Below are 21,769 nucleotides of genomic sequence, written 5' to 3'. Positions count from 1 at the left end.
TTGGCTGGTGTGCCATTTGCACTAACCCCTAAACCAATGAGAAATCGGTGCAGCTTGTGAGCAAGCAGTAGCTAGCACGTTACCCAGGTTAGGGAGTGAGTATATGTGGGACTATTCAGAAAAAGTGAAGCAGCATTTCTTCAATCCGAAGAACGCAAAATTGGTGAGTGACGCCAACGCGCGTGGCGATGTCGGCTCAATCAGTTGTGGCGATGCGCTCAGTCTGAGCCTCAAAGTCAACCCTGACACCGAAATCATCGAAGATGCAGGGTTTCAAACCTTTGGCTGCGGTAGCGCGATTGCCTCATCTTCCGCGTTAACTGAAATCATTATCGGCAAAACCTTAGATGATGCATTAAAGGTCACCAACCAAGAGATTGCCGATTTCCTCGATGGTCTGCCTCCCGAAAAAATGCACTGCTCAGTGATGGGCATGGAAGCGCTGCACGCCGCTGTGGCGAACTATCGCGGTGAAGTCATGGAAGACGACCACGAAGAGGGCGAGCTGATCTGTAAATGCTTCGCTATTGATGACTTGATGATCAAACGCGTCGTCAAAGCCAACGGCCTGCAAAGCATTGAAGAGGTGGTTAACTACACCAAAGCGGGCGGTGCCTGTACTTCTTGCCATGAAAAAATTGAGTGGGTGCTGGACGAAGCCTTAGCCGAAACGGCCGAAGCAGGCATTGATGTTGCCGCGGTTGCGCGTGCTAATCAGAAAGTTGCCGCCGTACCGCAACCCATTGCCGCGACTGCCAAACCGAAAATGGCAGTGGTGAGTGAAACCAGCGATCCTGAACACGCCAAACGGCTAGCGTTGATCGAACAAGTGATCGATGAAGTGCGCCCCGCGGTACAAGCTGATGGCGGCGATATTCAGCTGGTGGATGTGGAAGACCATTTGGTGTTTGTCAGCATGTCGGGCAACTGCTCTGGCTGTGGTTTGTCTGGCCTGACGTTAGCGAATTTGGAAATCAAAATTTCTGATGCACTCGGGGAAACTGTGACGGTATTCCCGCTGCAACCAAGCAGCGAAGATGCCGAGAAAAAGGAGGCCACTTATGATCTATGAAGCCGTTAACACCGAGGCGTTGCCAAAAACTGTTTATTTGGACAATAACGCCACCACCCGCATTGATCCCAAAGTGCTGGAAACCATGTTGCCATTTTTGAGTGATTATTATGGCAATCCATCGTCTATCCACCAGCTGGGCGCCACCGTTGGTCATGCCATGGCCAAGGCGCGGGAACAGGTGCAGATGTTATTGGGCGCCGAACATGCCACCGAAGTGGTGTTTACCTCCTGCGCCACTGAAGCCACCGCTACCGCGATTATGTCCGCCGTTGAAGCGATGCCAGAGCGCAAAGAGATCATCACCTCTGTAGTGGAACATCCGGCCACACTGCAACTGTGTCAGCACCTCGAGCGTAAAGGTTACAAGGTGCATTGGATTGGGGTGGACAACAAAGGTCGTCTCGATATTGATGCCTTCCGCCAAGCGCTGAGCGAGCAAGTTGCGGTGGTGTCGATCATGTGGGCCAACAATGAAACTGGCACGCTGTTCCCAGTCGAGATGCTCGCCAAACTGGCCAAATCTGTTGGCGCGCAAATGCATGTCGATGCGGTGCAAGTAGCGGGTAAATATCCGATTAATGTGCAGCATACTGATATCGACATGATGTCGATTTCCGGTCACAAGTTTCACGCCCCTAAAGGCATCGGTGCCTTGTATCTGCGCCGTGGCACCCGTTTCCGGCCACTGCTACGCGGTGGTCACCAAGAGCGTGGTCGCCGTGCTGGCACAGAAAACGCCGCCTCGATCATTGGCTTAGGCATGGCGGCGGAGATCGCTTATCACGTGATGGCCGGTGAAAACGCCCGTCAATCTATGCTGCGTGACCGCCTCGAACAAGGCTTGCTGGCACGTATTCCTAGCTGTTTTGTCACTGGCAATCCGCAGCAGCGGGTCGCCAACACCACCAATATCGCCTTTGAATATATCGAAGGGGAAGCGCTATTGCTGATGCTCAATCAGGTTGGCGTGGCCTGTTCATCTGGCTCTGCCTGTACCTCGGGTTCATTGGAGCCATCGCACGTGATGAAAGCGATGAACATTCCGTTTACCGCTGCCCACGGCACGTTGCGGTTCTCGCTGTCGCGTTTTACCACCGACGATGATATCGACGCCGTGCTTAACGAGTTACCCGCCATTGTCGCGCGGCTGCGGATGTTATCGCCTTATTGGGATAATGATACCAACACTGGCTCCGCCGAGATGTTTGCTCCGGCATATGCCTAATGGGTTGGTCATGGATGGTAATGAGGGTGAGCGAATGAGCCATACGCTGCCATATGTACGAGTAAACGACACCACGCTGCGTGATGGTGAACAAACCCCCGGCGTGGCGTTTACTACCGATGAAAAAGTGCAGTTAGCCTTGCTGTTGCAAGCTGCGGGGGTGCCGGAGTTGGAAATTGGTATTCCCGCCATGGGCGCTGCCGAGCAGCAAACCATGTTGGCGATCACCTCGGCACTGCAAGCAGCCAAACCTAAGACAACGCAAACTATGGCGTGGTGCCGCATGACCGAGTTTGATATCAGTCAGGCGGTCAATCTTGGCTTGGATTGGGTTGATCTTTCCACGCCGGTGTCGCGCCAGCAGATCCGCAGCAAGCTCAATAGCACGCCGGAGCAAGTGTTAGCGCGCACTGACCGTTTGGTGAAACACGCGCTCGATTTTGGTTTTCGCGTATGTGTCGGCATGGAGGATGCCTCGCGCGCCGACATGGATCTGCTGTGTGCCGTCGCCGAAGTCGCCGAACGTGCTGGTGCCAGCCGCATTCGCTTTGCTGATACGCTCGGGATTCTTGAGCCGTTTCGCACGCAGCAAATGATCAGCCAACTCCGTGCCCATACCGGGTTGGAGATTGAGATGCACGCCCATAACGATCTCGGCCTTGCCACCGCCAATACCCTCGCGGCGATCGACGCTGGCGCCACCTCCATTAACACCACTACCAACGGGCTAGGCGAACGCGCGGGCAATGCGCCGTTGGAAGAGGTGGCGGTGGCGCTCAATGTGCTTAGCAAAGGCACGACGGGCATTGACTTGTTACAACTGCCGCACCTCTGCCAATACGCCTTGCAAGCCTCAGGGAGGCAAGTGTCGCTACAAAAAGCGATTGTCGGTGCCGGAGTGTTTACCCATGAGTCCGGCATACATATCGACGGTTTATTAAAGGATATCAACAATTATCAGGGTTTTTCCCCAGCATTAGTCGGCCGGGAGCACACGCTAGTGCTGGGAAAACACTCTGGTGTTAACGCCATTAGCACTGTGTATCGTCGCCTTGGGATTGAGCTGGACAGCCAACAATGCCAACAGCTGCGTACTACGCTGCGGCAATGGTCAGAAACTCACAAATGTAGCCCTGATGACGTTGCGCTGCGGGCTTTGGCGCAATCGGTGGCGATCCTCGGTGTCAGCTCAGTAGGAGAAGAATATGGAAGCAACTAATACCGATGTTCTGCCAGAGAATTTGCAAACGGCGGAAGATTTTCTCAACTTCTTTAACGTCCAATATGACCCCGAAGTGGTGCAAACCAAACGGGTGCAGTTACTGCGGTTATATCACGGCGTATTGGAGCGTTACGATCCGCCACTGACCATTGAGCACTATCGCAAAGCGGTGCGCATTGCCTACGGCAGCATCAAGCTCGGCCAAGAGTTGGCGTTTGCCGATATGGGCTGCGGCACTTGCAGCGGTTGTGACGTGTAATCAGCGCGAGGAGATCCGCATGGATGAAGTGCGTTTTGCCCCCGGTGCCGAGGTGCGCGTGGTACGCAATGTGCGTAATGACGGCAGCTTCTTTGGTATCGACAAAGGTGAACTGATCGTCGAGGAAGGTAGCATCGGCGTGGTGCGTAAACATGGCTGGTTTCTGCAAGAGCAGATCATCTATGACGTGTTTTTTCCTGACACTGGGCGGCTGGTGGGGCTGCGTGATGTGGAGGTGATCGATGCCGCATTACCGTTTACGCCGTGCCGCTTTCACTTGCTAGATTACGCCTGTTTAACCTTGTCCTTAGTCAGCCAAGGTGAGTTACTGGCACGCAAGGGTGACCGCGTGCAGGTTACGTGGATTGATCGTTCGCTTGATAGCGGCGAGTTGCAGTTTACGGTCAGTATCGGTGACACCGAAGTGACCGTACCCGATCGGGCGCTGGAAGATGTGCCGCCGGAGCAAGAGGGAAACCGATGGAGACGCAAAAGCGCCGTTATCTAACGGCTAAAGTCGCGACAGAGATGTTTAAACTCAACCCTGAGTTTTTAAAACCTGAACAACAGCAGCAAGTGGCTAGCCAAGTGCAGCGCGTGATGCAGTTGCAACAAGCGATACTCGGCAGCCGTGAAGCGGCGGAGATTAGCGTCTCGGCAGCGCAGCTGGAGCAAACTTGGGCGCAATGTTTAGCGCAGTTTGATGGCGAAGCCAGCTTGGTGCAGTCGCTGCAAAACCAAGGTCTTGATGCCGAGGGATTACGCTCAGCGCTGTATGATGAACTGCGCTGTGAGCTGGTGCTTGATCGAGTCTGTGGTGATATTCCGCCGCTGGCGTTGGAGCAAGCACAGGCCTATTTTGCGGGGCATCGTCAGGAGTTTAGCCGGGCGGCAATTTGGCAACTGAGCCAGATCCTCATCACCGTGAATCATGATTATCCCGAGAACCGCCGCCACGCGGTGTTAAAGCGCATCTGCCGAGTGCGACATCTGGCACAAACGCAAGATTTCGCCGCGCTGGCACTGCAACATTCCGAATGTCCGAGCGCGATGGAGCAAGGTTTTCTCGGTTGGTGCGAGCAAGACAAACTCTACCCACAAATTGCCGCGGTGCTGCCAACGCTGGCACACATGCAGGTGAGCGACCCGATTGAAACCGAGTTGGGTTTTCATCTGGTGCGTTGGCATCAATATAAACCCGCTAAAGTAGCCAATTTTGATGAAGTGCTGCCATTATTGCAGCAACGCCATCATGAACGGGCGAAAAAGTATCTGCAAAAGCAGTGGCTTAACCGTGTCTTAACCAACTAACACTCACGCTAGATGCGGGTTGGTTTGCGCTTAGCTGCATGCTAATCTGCGCTGGCTGTTACTTTTGCGAAGTTGGATATTTTGAACCGTTTCTTTTTGTGGCGTTGGCTGTCTTACCTTGAAGCGCCGCTGATCAGTCTATTGCTGCTAGGCGTTGTTATTCCCATCGCGTTGCCCATCTATCTGCAATCGCTCGACATCCACTATTGGCTAAAATTGGCGATTAATGCGCTGCCGCTGGTGGGCTATGTCTGCTTCGCGATTGGCTACGCTCCATTGAAGCATAATCGTATGCTCGCATGGTTTGATGATCCGTTGGGCCGTCGGCCGCAGGAGAAAAAGGCGGGATTAGGCATCACCATGGCGATGGCGCTAGGCATGGTCACCCAGTTTATTTCGGTAGTGGTGTTAGCCTTCATTGCTTAATTGTTGGCGCTGAAAACAGACGGCGCAGTGACGCGCCGTCTGCAGTATGGGTTAGTCAACGTAGTTCACATTCCAAAGCTGACCATCTCCGCCCCAAAAGTCCCACTGCACCACATCTGCACCGTTGTCGGTACTCATGTTGTACACATCGAGCGTTAATCCGCTCCAGTAACTGTAAATGGCGTAATGGCCGTTGCCCGCATATTGCAGCAGCCAACGTTGGCCTTCGCCACCCCAGAAATCCCATTGGCGGATCTCACCGCCATTGACGGTACTCCAATCATAAACATCCATCGACTTACCGCTGAGCACATTGATGATGCTGTAATAACCGCCGCCGACATGCACTATATCCCACTGCTGATTGGTGCCGCCCCAGTAGTCCCACAGGATAATGTTGTCACCATCATTAAGGCCGGCATTGGCAACTTCTAACGCCTTGCCACTCAACACTGAGCTAATACGCACGCGACCATCACGCAAGCGGGTATCGGTACTCAGATTGTAGTTACGGTTAAAGTACGGCCAGCCATCATTACCAAACTGGATGCGCAACAGATCGAGCCTTGCAGGCCAGCCAGTTGAGGTGGTGCCGTCATAATAGTGAATGCTGGCTAAGTCTTGCGAGCCGCGGCGAATATAACCGAAGTGACCGGGGCCGATATAATTGCCTGAAGTTGATAGCACGGTACTGCCACCGTAATTCCACATATTGACGCCGTTTTTATCAAGAAACGGCCCCGTAGGAGAGGTGGAGCGACCCATTACAATGTAATAGTTGCTATCGCGCCCTTGGCAACAATCGGCAAGGTTGGCAAACATGTAGTAGTAGCCGTTGAGGTATTGCACCTGCGCGGCTTCAAACTCATGCCAATTGCCGTTATTGCCGACCACCGCATAACGGTTATTGTTCGCCAGCAATCCGGTATCGGGATTGATTTGGCGCACATAGATCCCCGCATAATGTGAGCCATAAACCATCCATACTTTGCCGGCCGTATCGCGATATAACCCCGCATCAATGGTGTTTACCGCAAAGCCACCAGAGGAGTGCGGGTCATCCACTGTGGAAACCACCATACCGAGATCGCGCCAGTTCGGGTTATTAAGTGAATCCGTCACCATCACCCCAATGGCAGAGTGCATGCCACTGCTGTCGGAAAATGCTGAGTAATACAGGTAATATTTGCCCTTCATCTCAATCAGATCTGGCGCCCAAAAGTTGCCATCAAAGCCCGGCACTTTAGCGTTAATCCAGCTCGGATAACTGTTGGGTGCTATCGGTGAGACACCGCGGTGCCAGTTGACCATATCGGTAGAATACAGCGCATTGATTGGCATAGTGGACGCGCCGCCACCAGTGCCAAAGGTCCAATACACACCATCTTCACGGACAATGGTGGACGGATCGTGAATATCCGTGGTGCCAGTTAAAACAACATTAGCGTTAACCAGGGTGCTTACTACCACACAGAGTAAGCCAAGTAGATAGGTAAGTGATTTACTTATCATATTGTTATTCCATTATATTTTACTGTTCATCATGAACTAATTTGGCTCGGTACTGACAAGTGCTTTTACCAATGCAAAGCAGGCAATAACTTGTTGGTTCAGTGTGTTAACGCCGACATACCCCAATATGACTCACGTTAACGGTTTACCTCTCCATCCTGCTTCTGGTCACACTTGTGTGTCCCTCGCTGAGCCCCCTGAACGAGCACAAGCAACGATCGTTCGCGCTAAAGATAGTTCAACTTGACCAAATTTGTATGATAAATACGTGTAAAGGTTGATGCGGTGGGGCGGCAATGGCTAAACGGTTTGCTATTGCCAACGCAGAGCACGCACTGGGCAGCCTTAGCGTTTGACTATTTATCCACAGCCACGTTGGCTAAATAGTGCTAAGTTAAGCCATCAGTAATGCAGGGAGCTAATGAATGAGATTTGTGGTGTTAGGTGCTGGTGGCATTGGTTGTTACTACGCGGCCAGATTACAGGCGGCAGGCCATCGTGTGGTGCTGGTCGCACGTGGCGAACATCTGCAAGCGATGCAGCAACAGGGGTTACGTGTTGAGCATCCGCAGTTTCATTTCCAACAAGCCGTGGTCGCCACCGATGTTGCCGGGCTGATCAGTGAGCATCCCGCCACCCGTTTTGATTGGGTACTGCTCACCGGTAAAAGTAGTGCGACTCAGCCGATGATGCAGCAACTGGCACCGTGGCTGGCTGATAACGCCGCGCTAGCCGTGGTATCGCTGCAAAACGGCGTGGATAATGAAGCGCATATCGCTGCCGCAATCGGTAAACAACGTACGGTTGGCGGCTTAGCGGTGAAGATTGGCGCCCATATTGTGGCGCCGGGGCTGGTGAGTGCGACGGGTATCGCGCAAGTGGATTTTGGGGCTTGGCCTAAAGCAAGCGAAAACCCGCTATTACAAGCCAAGTTACCGCTGCTATCGCAAGTGTTATCTGAAGCCCAAATTCCTAACACCATTTATGACGATGTCAGCTACGCCTTGTGGCGTAAGTTAGTGATTAACAATGGCGTGAATCCTCTGACCGCATTAACCCAGCTCGACACGCGTGCGCTGACACAACATCCAGTATTTACCCAAACCGTCAAAGCGATGATGCAGGAAACTGGCCGCGCCGCCAATGCCGAAGGTGTGCCATTGACCGACACCGATATCGAGGAGATGTATCAGCTAATTTGTAGTTTTGATGCCATTAAAACCTCCATGCTGGTGGATAGGCTTAAAGGCCGCCCCATGGAGTTAGCCGACATCTGTGGCCCCGTGCTCCGCGGTTGCCAGACTGCCGGACAGCCCGCCAAAACCACCGAACTCATTCAAGCCTTGCTGCTCAATGCAGTAACGCCTGTCTAATGCTAGCGGCTGTCTAAACCTGCCGTTGTTTGCTGTATCTTCGCAGCGCTTTTCCTGTCTATTTGCTCGCTAATGTAGGCGCGTCGTCCGCTACAGACCATGGCGCGGGATGCGATCAGATTGCACTAGCAATCAATGAATTACCTATTGCTACAGCTTTGTTATTCCTGTGCTATAACTTTCTAACGGGGATTTTTTGTACAGAGACTCGTTATGCGCTCGAACAAAACCACTCCGAGGTGAGGATCTGCTCAGTTGGGCAGACGTTGTTATCAGAGATTTATTGTTGGTAGGGGATAAACCTATGTGGTTTGGTCAAGGCGCAAATAAAGCTAAAAACGTTGCTATTGTTGAGGAAGGCAGTAAAAAAGCTTTTGAACTCAAAGCTATTCTGGAACACACCGCTTATATCAGTTTTACGCCAGACGGCACCATTTTAGATGCTAATCAGAACTTTTTAAGTGTGGTTGGGTATGACCGCAACGCCATTGTGGGTCGCCATCACCGCATCTTTTGTGAGCCAAAATATGCTGAGTCAGAAGCATATCGCCAGTTTTGGAAGCATTTAGCCCAAGGTCGTGGCGAAAGCGGTTTGTTTAAACGGCTCAAAAAAAATGGTGAGGTCCTCTATCTGCAAGCCAGTTATTTCCCAGTGACTGATGACAATGGCGTGGTCATTCAAGTGTTTAAGATTGCCAGCGATGTCACCAAAGATACGCTCCAGCGAAAATCCCAAGAAGCGATTCTCACCGCGTTAGATATTTCCTTAGCGGTCATCGAATTTGCGCCCGATGGCACCATTATTGATGCCAATAAAAACTTTCTCGACATCATGGGCTATAAGCTCAGCGATATTAAGCAGCAGCACCACCGCATGTTTTGCTTCAAAGAGTTTTATCAAGAATTTCCGCGCTTTTGGGACACCTTGGCCCGTGGTGAGCATTTGTCTGGCCGCTTTAAACGTAAAAATGCGATGGGGCAAACCATTTGGGTCGAAGCTACCTACAATCCGATTTTTGATGAAAATGGCAAAGTGAGTCAAGTGATCAAGTTTGCTACCGATATTACGGATCGCATGACCAAGGCCATGCAAGCGATTGAAATGGCTGCGGCCACATCGGAGCAGACCTCACAAATTACTACGTTAGCGATTCAAGTTTTAGAAGAAGCTGTGGATACGTCTGACAGCATTGCCAAAGAGGTTGTCGCCGCCAGTAGCATTGGGCAGGAGTTACAAGTGCAATCGCAAAGTATTGACAATATCGTGACTACGATTCGTGGCATCGCCGACCAAACCAACTTGCTGGCGCTTAATGCGGCGATTGAAGCGGCGCGTGCCGGCGACCTTGGGCGCGGCTTTGCGGTGGTGGCTGATGAAGTGCGTAAGCTGGCACAGCGTTCCTCGACCGCCACGGAAGAGATCACTCGAGTTGTGAGCGGTAACTCCAACAAAATTGCCGACATCGACCGACGGCTACAGCTGATCAATGGCATCGCGTCCCAAGGACAAGAGAGTATTCATAATGTGTCGATGGGGCTGACGGATGTCGGTAGAGGGGTGGAACGGTTTGTGGAAATGGTGGAACAGTTGAAACCATAACACTAAAGGTCAACAGCCGCTGGCAGCTCAGGGAGAACAACATAGTGGGTTTATGGCTATCGCGTTTGCATCATCACCGATGGGTAATTTCCACCTTGATCAGCGGGTTGCTGCTGACATTTTTTGCATCGTTTACCATCCGCGATCTTAACCAGCACCATATTAATGAAGCGGTACTTGATAGCGCCAATCCATTGTTTGAACGCATCACCGACCGTTTCAACCGTTTCAACTATGGTTTGCAAGAGGCGCGTACTGCGGTGCTTGCTGGCGGCGCACGTTATGTCGCGTTGGAAGATTTTCGTCGTTTTGGGCAAACGCTCGATTTAGAAGAGAGTTTTCCGGGTAGCCGAGGTTTTGGTTTTATTCGGCGCGTGCCCGCCGACGAGTTATCGGCCTTTATCGACGGTGCTCGGGCGGATGGTCGGCTCGATTTTAAGATACAAGAGTTAGCGCCGCATACTGGCGATCATTTTGTACTGCAATATCTCGAACCTTATCAAATCAGTACCAACTATCAAGCCATTGGTGTCGACATTGCTTCTGAACCTAGACGACGCGAAACCGCATTAGCCGCTATGTTGTCCGGTGATGTGCGTATCACACCCACCATTGAATTAAGTTTGGACGATAGCCGTGCTCAAAATTCATTTCTGATGCTGATGCCGGTGTACGAACGTGGCGTCACTCCAGCGAGTTTTGAGCAACGTAACCAAGCTTGCTTTGGCTGGTTGGTGGCGCCGATAGAGTCAGATCGTGTCTTGGATGATCTGGCGCCTGATCCCCAAATGCTGCGGTTTTTGCTATCTGATGCCACCGAAGGTACTGACGTCGAGCCATTTTATAGTAACAGCGACATAGAGGGCGAATATCCGCTAGAACGGGATATCGTAATGATGGGGCGCGTATGGCGTTTTCATCTCAGCGTAACGCCGCAATACGTTAAACAGCTCCATCTGTTTCCGCAACTGCTTATCACGGTGGTGGGGATATTAATCAGTATTCTGGCGGCGGTATCGGTCAATCTGTTCATCGACCAACTGCGCAGTCGGCAGCGGTTAACGCAAGAGCAAACCAAGCTGCATGCCATTGTGGAAAGCTCCGCCGACGCCATCATCGGCAAAACCATTGACGGCACCGTGATGAGTTGGAATAGCGGCGCGGAAAAAATCTTTGGTTACAGCGCCGATGAAGCCATAGGTAAGCCTCTTAAATCATTGATTATTCCCGAACGGTTGCGGTTTGAAGAAGATGAAATTCTCAGCCGCATTCGCAAAGGGGAAAACGTCAACGTCTATGAAAGTATGCGCCGTTGCAAAGACGGCCATGAGATCCCGGTCGCTTCAACGGTATCGCCCATTTTTGCTTCTGATGGTCGAGTGATCGGCGCCGCTAAAACCGTGCGCGACATTTCACGCCAGAAAAACGCCGATGCCAAAATCCGCGAACTCAATACCAACCTTGAACATCAAGTGGCGCAACGAACCGCTGAGCTGGCCGAGGTTAACCTGCTATTTAAAACCGTGTTAGCTGCTGCCTCTGAGTTTGGCATCATTGCCACCGACACCCGCGGTGTGATCCAATTTTTCAACCAAGGTGGCGAGCGCATGTTGGGTTACAGTGCCGCAGAGTTGGTGGGCATTCGTACGCCAGAGATTTTTCATGATAGGCAAGAGTTACAAAACCACGCCAAGCGATTACAGCAAGAAGTGGGCGAATCGGTGAGTGGCTTTGATCTGTTTGTTTATAAAGCCAAAAATGGTCGTCGTGAAGCGGAATATCAAGAGTGGACGTACATCGCTAAAAATGGCCGACGTTTCCCTATCCGCCTAGTGGTTACCGCCATGCGTGATGAAAAGAACGATATTGTTGGTTATCTTGGTATCGCCTCTGATATTACCGATGAAAAGGCGGCTCAAGCGGCGCTGCATGAAGCGCAAGAGCAGCTAGTGACCTCTTCACAAACCTTGCTTACTGCCTCGCGCACTGCGGGATTGGGGATTTGGCAGATCCAATACAGTGACTATTCGGTCACTTGGAACGACAAAATGTATGAGCTGTACCATCAGCAAAATAGTGTCGAACCAATGACTTTTGCACGTTGGTCGGCGATGGTACATCCCGACGATATTGAGTCGGTACTGACGTCGCTCAAAAATGCGTCGGAGGAAGGGGTGGAATACACGCTCGCCTTTCGCGTGCAGTTAGAGGATGGCTGTGAACGCATCTTCCAAGGCGCTTCGACCATTGAATGCAGCGCCAATGGCACCCCGCTGCGCATGATTGGTATCAATATCGACATCACCGAAGATCGACGCTTAAAACAAAGCCTGATTGAAGCCAAAGAACGTGCCGATGCTGCCAGTGAAGCCAAATCGATGTTTTTGGCGAACATGAGCCATGAAATTCGCACGCCGATGAATGCGGTGCTGGGCATGTTGCAATTGCTGCTGAAAACGTCACTACAACCCAAACAACGGGACTTTGCCGCCAAAGCCCGCATGGCCGCGACATCACTGCTCTCTCTGCTTAACGACATCTTGGATTACTCGAAAATTGAATCAGGCAAATTAGAGATAGACCCCTATCCATTTGATTTGAATGAGTTGATGCAGCACCTCGCGGTCGTTATGAGCGGTAATCTACGTGATAAGTCGATCGAGCTGCTGTTCGACTTTGATGAACGTATGCCACCTCATCTGGTTGGCGATGAGCTAAGGATTCAGCAAGTGCTGATGAACCTGCTCAGTAATGCCATCAAATTCACTGACGAGGGTGAAGTGATTGTGAAAACGCGGCTGGTAGATCTAGATGAGGGCAACGCCACCATCACCATCAGCGTGAAAGATACCGGTATTGGGATTTCGGCGGAGCAACAAGCGCGCATTTTTGATGGTTTTACCCAGGCGGAAGCCTCCATTACTCGGCGTTACGGTGGCACCGGTTTAGGGCTCGTCATCTGCCGTCAGTTGGTGGCGTTAATGGGCGGCGAGTTGCTGCTCTCCAGCGAGTTAGGCAAAGGCAGTTGTTTCAGCTTTACGCTAACGCTGCCAGTGAACAACAACATCGACTGGCAACCTGAGCGCATTGCCAGCCAGCCTAAATTGCTGGTGGTGGATGATAATCCGGTATCGCGTCGGCTGGCGACCGAATCGCTATTACGGTTGCAAACCAAGGTTGATGCGGTGGATAACGGTGATGCGGCGTTGCACTTGCTTAAACAAGCAGAAACCCAAGGCGAACCTTACGATTGCGTGTTGTTAGATTGGCTAATGCCGCAGATGGATGGCGTCACATTAGCTGGCAGTATTCGTGAGTTGTTGGCCCCACAAAATCTACCCAAAATGATTCTACTCAGTGCGGCTAATCATGAAGATCTGCCCACCTTGTCTAACAGTAGCCCATTTGATCTGGTGCTATCCAAACCGATTACCATCTCTCATCTTGCGCAAGCGGTGACCAATGTACTGGCCGGCATCAGCATGATAGAAGCCGATATTGCCCATGAAAGCCCAAGCGCCAGCTTGCAGGGGCTGCGCGTATTGCTGGTGGAAGACAATAGCTTTAACCAAGCGGTGGCAACCGAGTTACTGACGGGCGAAGGCGCGGAAGTGACGTTGGCGGTTGATGGTCAAGATGGGGTGAATCAGTTACGGCAAAATCCCAGCGCATTTGATGTGGTATTGATGGATATGCAGATGCCAAAAATGGATGGCCTCACTGCCACTCGGCTGCTGCGACAAGATGAACGCTTTGCCAGTTTGCCGATTGTGGCGATGACCGCCAACGTCAGTCAGCAAGATCAAGATGCCTGCCGCGCCGCGGGCATGAACGAACACCTCGCTAAACCGTTAGATTTTCCTGAAGTGGTTGCCACCTTGCAGCGGGTGACGGCGCGCGCCCTTGTGCCAGTGAGTGATGCAGATGTTGCCAAAGACCCTTTGACGAAAGTGTTGCAGCGTTTTGGTGGCAATACCGCGCTTTATCGAAAATTGCTGGTCGAATTTAAGCAGTCATTTACCGAGTTGTTACAGCAGTTGGACGGCGCGATTAACGCGCAGCAGTGGCCGCAAGTTCAGACTATACTGCATACCATGAAAGGCACGTCTGGCACGGCGGGATTGGTGTCGCTGTATGACGCAGTGGTGGAATTGGAGCGCCATAGCAAACAGCAATCAGCGGCGGAGTTGCCATTGACCATGGCGGACTGTGTGGCGCAACTGACCAGCTTATCGACGCAGGAATACCAACAGTTGCAGCAGCAATTAGCTGCGAGGGCCGAGCAAGACAGCGGTCCAGTGGCAGAGGTTGAACTGTCGCAGCTGCTGGAGGAGCTGTTGGAGAGTTTGCAGGCGGGCAACATGAAAGCTATCGAGCTGGCGGAGCAACTCGTGGCTCAAATCGATGACTCGCAGCGTGATGCGGCGCAGCAGCTATTACACATGACGGAGAATCTGCAGTTTGACCTAGCGTTACAGCAACTTAAAGCATTGATGGAGCAGTTATGAAACGTAATGCCGTGATTGAGCAATATTACCGTAATGGATTAAGGCCAGTATTGCTGGTGGTTGACGATCAACCGATTAATATCCGCGCGTTACATGAAGTCTTTAAAGCGGATTTTGATGTGTTAATGGCCACCAACGGCGAAAGCGCCATTCAACAAGCGATTCAACACCGCCCCGATGTAATTCTGCTCGACATCGTTATGCCGGGAATGGATGGCTACCAAGTGTGCGAAACGCTCAATCACACCGAAGCTACCCAAGATATTCCGGTGATTTTTGTCACCGCCGAAACCGAATCCGACGTGGAAGCGCGCGGTTTTGAAACCGGCGCGGTCGACTTTATTACTAAGCCGTTCAATCCGCTGATTGTCAGCGCGCGGGTCATGACCCATCTCACCCTCAAACTGCAAATGGACCTGATGCGTAACATGGCCTTGGTCGATGGTCTAACCGGACTCTACAACCGCCGCCGCTTTGATGAAGCGTTAAACATCAATTGGCACCTGTGTTTACGCGAGCAACGTAGTCTGGCGTTGTTGATGCTTGATGTGGATTTTTTCAAACGTTATAACGACAACTATGGTCACCTCGCGGGCGACCAGTGTCTGCGTAAAGTGGCTGATGCGATCAAGCAATCGGTGCGCCGCTCGGCGGATATCTGTTGTCGTTACGGCGGTGAAGAGTTTGCTTGCTTAATGCCATTTACTGATGCTGTCGGCGCGCGTGCCTGCGCACAACGTATCCTTACCAATATCGCCGCATTACAGTTACCTCACGAAACCTCCGATGTCTGCTCCATCGTGACCGTGAGTATCGGTATCAACTGCGTGACCCCCAACGAAGCCATGAACGCCGCGCAACTATTGCAGAACGCGGATTCGGCCTTGTATCAAAGCAAACAGCAGGGGCGTAACTGCATCAATATGTGGTCTGGTCCTGCGGCTGACCAATGCTTAGCAGTATCATCTCACTGATAATGCACCGCTATCTTTAAGCTTTTCCCTATTAAATGTTCGCTTTATTGGATTATGTTCAGTAAAGTCGGTTTTTTATTGTGTTATGGCAGCGGCGCTATTGGCGGTCATTGATGGCTACGGCACACTGCTGCGCGATAATGAAGCAATAGCTAACTTGATAACTTTTGGGGAGTGGTAATGTCGCAATTTGAAAATGTCAGCGTGACCAAACAGGCCAATGTGTATTTCGATGGTAAGGTCACCAGTCGCAAAGTGACCTTTGCTGATGGTACGGTAAAAACCTTAGGCATTATGCTGCCGGGCGAGTATGAGTTTGGCACCGCTGCTGCTGAGCTGATGGAGATCACCGCAGGCGAGCTGGAGATTTTGTTACCGGGCAGTAGCGCATGGCAACAAGTGGTGGGTGGCGAAAGCTTTAACGTGCCAGCTAACGCCAGCTTTAAACTGAAGATCCATCAACTGACCGATTACTGCTGCTCTTATCTTGATTAATTCGCCGCACTGCACGTGCATTCGTGCGTAATGCGTCCTGCTTAAGCCGCCAATAGTCTCATGGGCTGTTGGCGGTTTAGCTTTCTGGCCCAAAACATTCGGCATAGGTGCTGCACTGCTCACAACTCGGTGCGCGACAAACATAGTCGCCGCCGCTTTCACATAGCTGTTTATACAAAAAGCGTTTCCAACGCATATTGCGATCATTGCGCTGAAACAGGGCTGGAAAATACCACGCAAATAGTTGGCTTAATCTCGGCCGCTCAGGCAGACCGAGATCTTTCCACAGATGCTGGCTTCCCAAACAGCCGTAGGCAATGACCGTGGCGGCTAACTGCTGATAATGGGCGTCGGGGTTGCTGTGTTGATGCAGTAAATCTAATAACTCCTGCAGCTCCGGTTCACGCATCACCAGCAAGTCATTGCGCAGGCGGCGCACTGGGCTGTGATGTTGAGCGGTATCGACAATCACAGTGAGTCCGACACTGGCAAAGTCATCGCACAAGGCTTGAAAGCCCTCAGCACTGAGGCCTAAAAATGGTGGCAGTACCGTTAGCCCTTGCTGGTAACTGTGGCAAATTGGCTGCCAAAACTGGCTTAACTCTTGGGCGCGGGTCAATGCGGTCATTGCGCTCTCCCAACATGCAGCGGCACGATGCCGGTTAAACTGCCAATGGGATTCACGGCAATCATCAATTCATCCACAATGGCGGTTTCTACCGGGCAGATAGTGGCGCATTGCGGTGTGTCATATTGGTTTTCACAGCCCGTGCAACGGCGTGGGTGGATCATAAACTGCTGCGGCTTATCTGGGTCAGCAAACACCGCATTGTTGGGGCAGACCAAGGCACAAGCATGGCAGCCAACGCATTGCTCAGTAATGGCATACTTCATCATTGCTCTCCTGTGGTTGGCTAGGTTGCTGTTGCCGCGCCAACCGCTGCAGCGCATCGCTAATGGCCTGATAGGCAAAGTCGACATTGGGCGTGACGCCCATCTGTTCTAATGTGCGCCAAGGGCTGATGCCAATACGGGCGCTCAGTACAATCTGACAATCGCTAATGGTGTTAAACAGCGCTTGTTTATCATTTTCCTCTTCCGGGCATTCGCTGGCGCCGCTGCAATATTGCGCCACTTGGCGGCGTTCGAGCAGATAGAACTGACCACTAGCTTGATCAAACTGGTAGATCTCAAACTGGCGTGCATGACCAAAGTGGGTACTCAGTAGCGGCTCACCATTGGTGGCGACCGCCACACGCACGAGTTTGTCCGCTGTGGCGGGAGTGTCGTCGCTTGCCTCGCTGCCGCAGCCACCTAAGGTGCCCACCGCATCGGCGCGGCATTGCTGGCAATGGGTCATCTGCGCCATAAATTGCCCTGAAGCGTTGCGGGCGTTAGTGAGTTCAGCTTCGGTCGGGCCGCGTTGGCCGGTCATGCCAAAATAGGTGCCGTGTTCGGCGGCAGAAATCAGCGGCATGATGTTGTGTAGCAATGCGCCGCGCGCTTTTACCGCGTCCGACAAGGCGGCAATGTGCTGGTCATTAATACCGGGGATCAGCACGGTATTGACCTTGACCAACATGCCCAGTTTGGCGGCGGCTTCCAGTCCAGCCAACTGATTGCTGATCAATCGCTCTGCCGCGGCCAAACCACGTAACCTCTGGTGATCGTAATAAACCCACGGATAGATCTTCGCCGCCACATGCGGGTCAATGGTATTGATAGTAATCGTCAAATGATGCACGCCGTGGGCGGCGAGTTCGCTGGCGTACTCGGCCAACATCAAGCCGTTAGTGGAAATACACAGCTGCGCCGTTGGGTCTGCTTCACGGATCAGTTTTAGCGCACTAAAGGTGGCTTTTGGATTGGCCAGTGCATCGCCGGGGCCAGCAATGCCAACCACGGTCAGATTGGGTGCGCGCTTTTTAATGGCGCGAAACTGTTTTAGTGCGCCGTGCGGATCAACCAGATGCGATACCACGCCGGGGCGGGATTCGTTGCTGCAGTCATATTTGCGGTTGCAGTAATTGCACTGAATATTACACGCCGGAGCGACCGGCAGATGCATGCGAGCATATTGATGCGCCTGTTTGGAATAACAGGGATGACGCTCGATCTGTTGTTGTATCTCCTTGGGTAGCAAGTGACTCACCGAACCGCCTTGATTGGCGCCTGTGGCACAAGCTGACTTACGCTCATCGACGTGATGTTCCATAAAGACCTCTGGCATGCAAAAAACACTATACATCCTCAGGTTGCAAGCCCTGTTCCGTTATACCTGCTTATATAAATCATGCAGTTAGCTCACTTTGTCGGTTGTTGTGTCGTGTCCGTTGATGACAATTGTCGCAAAGGCGACAAGTACTCAAAACAGGCTTACAACTCCTTCATTTCGATATCCATTATCTGAATGCGATAAGCGATTTGCCGTGGCGTCATGTTGAGTAACCGCGCCGCTTTGGCTTTGACCCAACCTGAGCGCTCCAAAGCATCAATGACCTGCTCGCGTTCATCCAATACCCGCTCCCGCACCATTGGTGCGCCATTGTGCGCGCTGGCAGGCAGCGGCGCTTTGCCAATACTCGATTGGCTGGGGGCTTCTAGCTGACTAAAACTGACCAAATCGGGGCCAATAACTCCAGATTCACTCAACACCGATGCGCGCTCGAGCGTGTTTTCCAACTCGCGTACGTTGCCGGGCCAGCTGTAGGCCATCATGGCGCGCACCGCGCTATCGGTGAGCGACAGTTCACGCTGCTGCGCCATACCTAAGCGTTTGATCATGTGTTCCGCCAGCTCGGGCAGATCTTCGGTGCGTTCGCGCAGTGGCGGCAGATACATCGGCATCACGTTGAGGCGATAGTAGAGATCTTCACGAAACGTGCCCTGACTCACTTCCTCTTCGAGGTTACGGTTGGTGGCGGCGATAATCCGCACATTGACCGATATGGTGCTGGTGCCGCCGACCCGTTCAAACTCTTTCTCCTGCAATACTCGCAGCAGTTTGGCCTGAAACGCTGGGCTGGTTTCGCCAATTTCATCGAGGAAAATGGTGCCGTTGTGTGCCATCTCAAAGCGGCCTTTGCGCTGCTTAACCGCGCCAGTAAAGGCGCCTTTTTCATGACCAAATAACTCAGATTCCAGCAGGTTATCGGGCAGGGCGGCGCAGTTGAGTTTGATAAACGGATTGTTGGCACGTGGTGAGTTGTAGTGGATTGCATTGGCGACCAACTCTTTGCCGGTGCCGGATTCGCCGCGCAGCAGCACGGTGGAGTCCCAGCGTGAGACGAGACGGATCTGTTCAAAGATCTGCCGCATCGCCTTGGTGTGGCCGACCAGATTTTTAAAGCTGTAGTTGTTGCGTACTTTGCGGCGCAGGCCGTCGCGTTCATCCACCAGCTGTTTTTCTTTGGTTTCGACTTTGTAGGCCAGTTGCACGTTTTTGGCGATCAGGTTGGCGACCATCTCCAAAAAGCGTGATAGTGCGCTGAGTTCGGCGTCACCACACATTGGCGGCTGTGCCGACAAGGCACCAATCACCTTGTTACTGCCGTCGCGCAGTGGCACACAAATGTACGGTTTGTCGTAGTCGTACAGCGCTAACTTGTCGGCAAAGCGCGAGTCGTGGCCGATTTGGCGAATCACGATGGCGCTGCCGTGTTGCAGCACTTCACCAACAATGCCTTCGCCCACTTTGTAGAACACCGCTTTGTCTGCGCATGGTGAAGACTGGCTTGGGTTGTGCAGCGACTTAATCATCAAAATGTCGCGTTCTTCATCCAGCAAGGTCAACATGCCACACAATAACTTGCATTGATTGTGCAGTATTTTCAGCACGTTATTGGTTGACTCAGCATAGTTTAAGCTGCTGTTTAGTTCGCTGCTGATGCTGTACATCGCCGCTAGCAGTTGGCGCTCTAGGTCGAATAAAGAGATCTCTAACCCCATATGCACCTCACCAGCTATGTTTTGGGAATGTTAGGCAGATACTGGCGCCGCCGAGCTGGTGACTCTCAGTGATTGAGATGGTCGCCGAATGCTCGTTCAGCACCTGCTGCACAATGGATAAGCCGATGCCGCGACAGCCAGATTGATGCCGCGGTTTAGTGCTATAAAACGGTTGAAACACCTTGAGGCGGATCTGCTCATCCACACCGGCGCCGCTATCTTCCACGATGATGCTAATGTCGTTGTCGTCTTCGATGGTGCTGATAAGCAGCGTGCGCTCATCCTTTTTCGACGCTTGAATGGCATCAATGGCGTTGTCGATGATCTGTTTGAGCGCTAACACCAAGCGGTGCGGCATGCCAGAAATCGACGCCAATGTGGGCGACAGGGACAGTGCTAAATGGGTGCTGGTCAGCAGTAACTCATCGGTGCTGATGGCGGTGGCATCACGCACCACTTGGTTGATATTGACCGGTTGAAACGCCTCGTTACTGCGCTCGGGGATCGCTTGTTTGATCTCGTTCATGGCATCAACGGCGTTGATCATCGCCTCATCCATGGCGGTCAGCCCTGGGCAGGCGTGGCTGGTTTTCTTGAGAATTTTCACCGCCGATTCAATCATATTGAACGGGCCTTGTAGCTGATGCAGCGTTGCCATTAAGGCTTCTTGCATGGCGTGCACGTAGCGGTTGTCGCTGGCCATCAGTTTGACCGAGTGAATGCGACGCTCCTCCACCAGCAGTTTTTCTTTGGTGCGGTCGCTAATCGCCACGACGTTGTAGTATTCATCGGCGGGATGGAAATAGGCCTCGGCGGTGGTGTCTGTCACCGGAATTTTTGCCAGCGCATAATCAAACCAGCGCTCGCCTGATGGCGCATCTTGCTCAATGTGAATCCCTTTGTAACGGCTGGGGCGTGAGCCGATGAAGGCATCAATACTGCTGATACCGCTTTCTTCTTTGAGGCTATCCGCCAGCAGGGTAATCGGCGATTGTTGAATACTGCTGGCGAGCTGTTCAAAGCGCCGGTTGCTGAATAGCACATTGTGTTGGTTGTCGATCATCGCGATGGCAATCGGCACCGAGTTGAGCACCGCTTGGAACATGGTGAACTGGTTTTTTTGATGAGTTTGCAGTTCGTGCTGTTCGGTAATGTCTTTATGAATCGAGTAATACAGCTGTGAGCCATCTGGGCAACGAAAACCGGAAATGGAGATGTCGGCAATGTAAGGTTGGCCGTTTTTGCGGCGGTTGATCAGTTGGCCGTGCCAATGTTCACCCCGAGTAATGGCGCCCCATAAACTCTCGTACACGCTGCGCGGGGTGGCTTTGTAAGACAACATTGAGCAGTTATTACCAATCAGCTCATGTTGTTGATACCCGGTGATATCGGCAAAGGTTTTATTGATGCGCAGCAACTTACCAGAGCGATCGGTAATGCTGATGGCAATTGGCGCAAACTGCAGGATCTGCTCGAAGGCCTCTAAACCGATTTCCGGCGTTTGCAACAGTTGCTGCATGTCATTGGGTTGTTCCATTAGCCTTCCTTATGTGGTCGCGCTCGCTGATACGACAATAAGTGCATAAATCAGACCATTATCTGAACAATGCTTGGCTAACATGCTGATCTACATGAGTTAACGCGGATATTTATCCATTGTTTGATTTAGCACAATTTTGCTTAGCCAAAATGACTTTGTCGTAAACCCGACAAAACTATCTCTCAGCTCGGTTCAGGTGATTTGAACAGCCGTAGGCACAAATTTTGTGCGGGTAATGAGCTGGATTGGTGCAAAAATGTACTGAGCGATAGCGAGATCGTCGACAGCCAGCAAGCGTTAT

The 21,769-nt window shown here is 52.0% G+C and carries 18 protein-coding genes and 1 pseudogene; 13 read left to right on the top strand and 6 right to left on the bottom strand.

Going from position 1 to position 21,769, the window contains the following annotated elements; all coding sequences use genetic code 11:
* Positions 1-103: 103 nt before the first annotated feature.
* The 7 genes from nifU (at position 104) to L9G74_RS05730 (ending at position 5,518) form a co-directional block, all read left to right on the top strand.
* The gene (gene nifU, locus L9G74_RS05760; protein WP_238895349.1) at positions 104-1,072 is read left to right on the top strand and encodes a Fe-S cluster assembly protein NifU; all 969 of its coding nucleotides are present in this window, start codon (positions 104-106) and stop codon (positions 1,070-1,072) included.
* Complete coding sequence (nifS, locus tag L9G74_RS05755) at positions 1,062-2,300, top strand: cysteine desulfurase NifS (RefSeq protein WP_238895348.1); 1,239 nt, start codon at positions 1,062-1,064, stop codon at positions 2,298-2,300. The genes nifU and nifS overlap by 11 nt, the downstream gene beginning before the upstream one ends.
* Positions 2,301-2,334: 34 nt before the next feature.
* Entirely contained in the window at positions 2,335-3,519 is a 1,185-nt protein-coding gene (gene nifV, locus L9G74_RS05750; RefSeq protein WP_238895347.1) for a homocitrate synthase, read from the top strand.
* Entirely contained in the window at positions 3,506-3,781 is a 276-nt protein-coding gene (locus L9G74_RS05745; protein WP_238895346.1) for a nitrogenase-stabilizing/protective protein NifW, read from the top strand. The genes nifV and L9G74_RS05745 overlap by 14 nt, the downstream gene beginning before the upstream one ends.
* A 19-nt stretch (positions 3,782-3,800) precedes the next feature.
* A complete protein-coding gene (locus L9G74_RS05740; RefSeq protein WP_238895345.1) occupies positions 3,801-4,289 on the top strand; it encodes a nitrogen fixation protein NifZ in 489 nt (162 codons plus the stop codon).
* A complete protein-coding gene (locus L9G74_RS05735) occupies positions 4,262-5,092 on the top strand; it encodes a peptidylprolyl isomerase (RefSeq protein WP_238895344.1) in 831 nt (276 codons plus the stop codon). The genes L9G74_RS05740 and L9G74_RS05735 overlap by 28 nt, the downstream gene beginning before the upstream one ends.
* 81 nt (positions 5,093-5,173) lie before the next feature.
* Positions 5,174-5,518, top strand: a complete 345-nt coding sequence (locus L9G74_RS05730) for a hypothetical protein (protein ID WP_238895343.1) — start codon at positions 5,174-5,176, stop codon at positions 5,516-5,518.
* 51 nt (positions 5,519-5,569) lie between these two features.
* Here L9G74_RS05730 and L9G74_RS05725 read toward each other — a convergent pair whose 3' ends face one another.
* Positions 5,570-7,030: an RICIN domain-containing protein gene (locus L9G74_RS05725; protein ID WP_238895342.1), complete on the bottom strand. Its 1,461-nt coding sequence runs from the start codon at positions 7,028-7,030 to the stop codon at positions 5,570-5,572.
* A gap of 425 nt (positions 7,031-7,455) precedes the next feature.
* On the opposite strand from L9G74_RS05725, the gene L9G74_RS05720 reads away from it, so the two are divergent.
* The 6 genes and pseudogenes from L9G74_RS05720 (at position 7,456) to ppnP (ending at position 15,980) form a co-directional block, all read left to right on the top strand.
* Positions 7,456-8,403 carry a ketopantoate reductase family protein gene (locus L9G74_RS05720; RefSeq protein WP_238895341.1) on the top strand — a complete coding sequence of 316 codons (948 nt, stop codon included), beginning with the start codon at positions 7,456-7,458 and terminating at the stop codon, positions 8,401-8,403.
* A gap of 304 nt (positions 8,404-8,707) precedes the next feature.
* A pseudogene (locus L9G74_RS23515) lies at positions 8,708-9,472 on the top strand (PAS domain-containing protein); the annotation flags it as partial.
* 6 nt (positions 9,473-9,478) lie between these two features.
* The gene (locus L9G74_RS23510) at positions 9,479-10,003 is read left to right on the top strand and encodes a methyl-accepting chemotaxis protein (protein ID WP_438944553.1); all 525 of its coding nucleotides are present in this window, start codon (positions 9,479-9,481) and stop codon (positions 10,001-10,003) included.
* Positions 10,004-10,047: 44 nt separating this feature from the next.
* Positions 10,048-14,511, top strand: coding sequence for a PAS domain-containing hybrid sensor histidine kinase/response regulator (locus L9G74_RS05705; RefSeq protein WP_238895340.1), 4,464 nt, complete (start codon positions 10,048-10,050; stop codon positions 14,509-14,511).
* Positions 14,508-15,485 carry a diguanylate cyclase gene (locus L9G74_RS05700; RefSeq protein WP_238895339.1) on the top strand — a complete coding sequence of 326 codons (978 nt, stop codon included), beginning with the start codon at positions 14,508-14,510 and terminating at the stop codon, positions 15,483-15,485. Before L9G74_RS05705 ends, L9G74_RS05700 begins: the two co-directional genes overlap by 4 nt.
* Before the next feature lie 180 nt (positions 15,486-15,665).
* On the top strand, positions 15,666-15,980 hold the full coding sequence (gene ppnP / locus L9G74_RS05695) for a pyrimidine/purine nucleoside phosphorylase (RefSeq protein ID WP_238895338.1): 315 nt from the start codon (positions 15,666-15,668) through the stop codon (positions 15,978-15,980).
* A 76-nt stretch (positions 15,981-16,056) separates the two neighbouring features.
* Here ppnP and L9G74_RS05690 read toward each other — a convergent pair whose 3' ends face one another.
* From L9G74_RS05690 to nifL, 5 genes are all read right to left on the bottom strand, one after another.
* Positions 16,057-16,608, bottom strand: coding sequence for a nitrogen fixation protein NifQ (locus tag L9G74_RS05690; protein ID WP_238895337.1), 552 nt, complete (start codon positions 16,606-16,608; stop codon positions 16,057-16,059).
* The gene (locus L9G74_RS05685) at positions 16,605-16,877 is read right to left on the bottom strand and encodes a 4Fe-4S dicluster domain-containing protein (protein ID WP_238895336.1); all 273 of its coding nucleotides are present in this window, start codon (positions 16,875-16,877) and stop codon (positions 16,605-16,607) included. The genes L9G74_RS05690 and L9G74_RS05685 overlap by 4 nt, the downstream gene beginning before the upstream one ends.
* On the bottom strand, positions 16,855-18,195 hold the full coding sequence (gene nifB, locus L9G74_RS05680) for a nitrogenase cofactor biosynthesis protein NifB (protein WP_238895335.1): 1,341 nt from the start codon (positions 18,193-18,195) through the stop codon (positions 16,855-16,857). The genes L9G74_RS05685 and nifB overlap by 23 nt, the downstream gene beginning before the upstream one ends.
* Before the next feature lie 161 nt (positions 18,196-18,356).
* Positions 18,357-19,928, bottom strand: a complete 1,572-nt coding sequence (gene nifA, locus L9G74_RS05675) for a nif-specific transcriptional activator NifA (protein WP_238895334.1) — start codon at positions 19,926-19,928, stop codon at positions 18,357-18,359.
* 7 nt (positions 19,929-19,935) lie between these two features.
* Complete coding sequence (gene nifL / locus L9G74_RS05670; protein ID WP_238895333.1) at positions 19,936-21,465, bottom strand: nitrogen fixation negative regulator NifL; 1,530 nt, start codon at positions 21,463-21,465, stop codon at positions 19,936-19,938.
* Positions 21,466-21,769 lie beyond the last annotated feature (304 nt).

The sequence above is a fragment of the Shewanella electrica genome, assembly GCF_022321485.1.
Classification (GTDB): Bacteria; Pseudomonadota; Gammaproteobacteria; order Enterobacterales; family Shewanellaceae; genus Shewanella; species Shewanella electrica.
Note: the sequence above shows the minus strand (reverse complement) of the source record. Positions and strands in the feature narration are given on the sequence as shown.

What these genes read in the sequence shown, in the direction of transcription:
- nifU (WP_238895349.1), top strand. Translation starts at nt 104, where the DNA reads ATGTGGGACTATTCAGAAAAAGTGAAGCAGCATTTCTTCAATCCGAAG.
- nifS (WP_238895348.1), top strand. Translation starts at nt 1,062, where the DNA reads ATGATCTATGAAGCCGTTAACACCGAGGCGTTGCCAAAAACTGTTTAT.
- nifV (WP_238895347.1), top strand. Translation starts at nt 2,335, where the DNA reads ATGAGCCATACGCTGCCATATGTACGAGTAAACGACACCACGCTGCGT.
- L9G74_RS05745 (WP_238895346.1), top strand. Translation starts at nt 3,506, where the DNA reads ATGGAAGCAACTAATACCGATGTTCTGCCAGAGAATTTGCAAACGGCG.
- L9G74_RS05740 (WP_238895345.1), top strand. Translation starts at nt 3,801, where the DNA reads ATGGATGAAGTGCGTTTTGCCCCCGGTGCCGAGGTGCGCGTGGTACGC.
- L9G74_RS05735 (WP_238895344.1), top strand. Translation starts at nt 4,262, where the DNA reads ATGGAGACGCAAAAGCGCCGTTATCTAACGGCTAAAGTCGCGACAGAG.
- L9G74_RS05725 (WP_238895342.1), bottom strand. Translation starts at nt 7,030, where the DNA reads ATGATAAGTAAATCACTTACCTATCTACTTGGCTTACTCTGTGTGGTA.
- L9G74_RS05720 (WP_238895341.1), top strand. Translation starts at nt 7,456, where the DNA reads ATGAGATTTGTGGTGTTAGGTGCTGGTGGCATTGGTTGTTACTACGCG.
- L9G74_RS23510 (WP_438944553.1), top strand. Translation starts at nt 9,479, where the DNA reads ATGACCAAGGCCATGCAAGCGATTGAAATGGCTGCGGCCACATCGGAG.
- L9G74_RS05700 (WP_238895339.1), top strand. Translation starts at nt 14,508, where the DNA reads ATGAAACGTAATGCCGTGATTGAGCAATATTACCGTAATGGATTAAGG.
- ppnP (WP_238895338.1), top strand. Translation starts at nt 15,666, where the DNA reads ATGTCGCAATTTGAAAATGTCAGCGTGACCAAACAGGCCAATGTGTAT.
- L9G74_RS05690 (WP_238895337.1), bottom strand. Translation starts at nt 16,608, where the DNA reads ATGACCGCATTGACCCGCGCCCAAGAGTTAAGCCAGTTTTGGCAGCCA.
- L9G74_RS05685 (WP_238895336.1), bottom strand. Translation starts at nt 16,877, where the DNA reads ATGATGAAGTATGCCATTACTGAGCAATGCGTTGGCTGCCATGCTTGT.
- nifB (WP_238895335.1), bottom strand. Translation starts at nt 18,195, where the DNA reads ATGGAACATCACGTCGATGAGCGTAAGTCAGCTTGTGCCACAGGCGCC.
- nifA (WP_238895334.1), bottom strand. Translation starts at nt 19,928, where the DNA reads ATGGGGTTAGAGATCTCTTTATTCGACCTAGAGCGCCAACTGCTAGCG.
- nifL (WP_238895333.1), bottom strand. Translation starts at nt 21,465, where the DNA reads ATGGAACAACCCAATGACATGCAGCAACTGTTGCAAACGCCGGAAATC.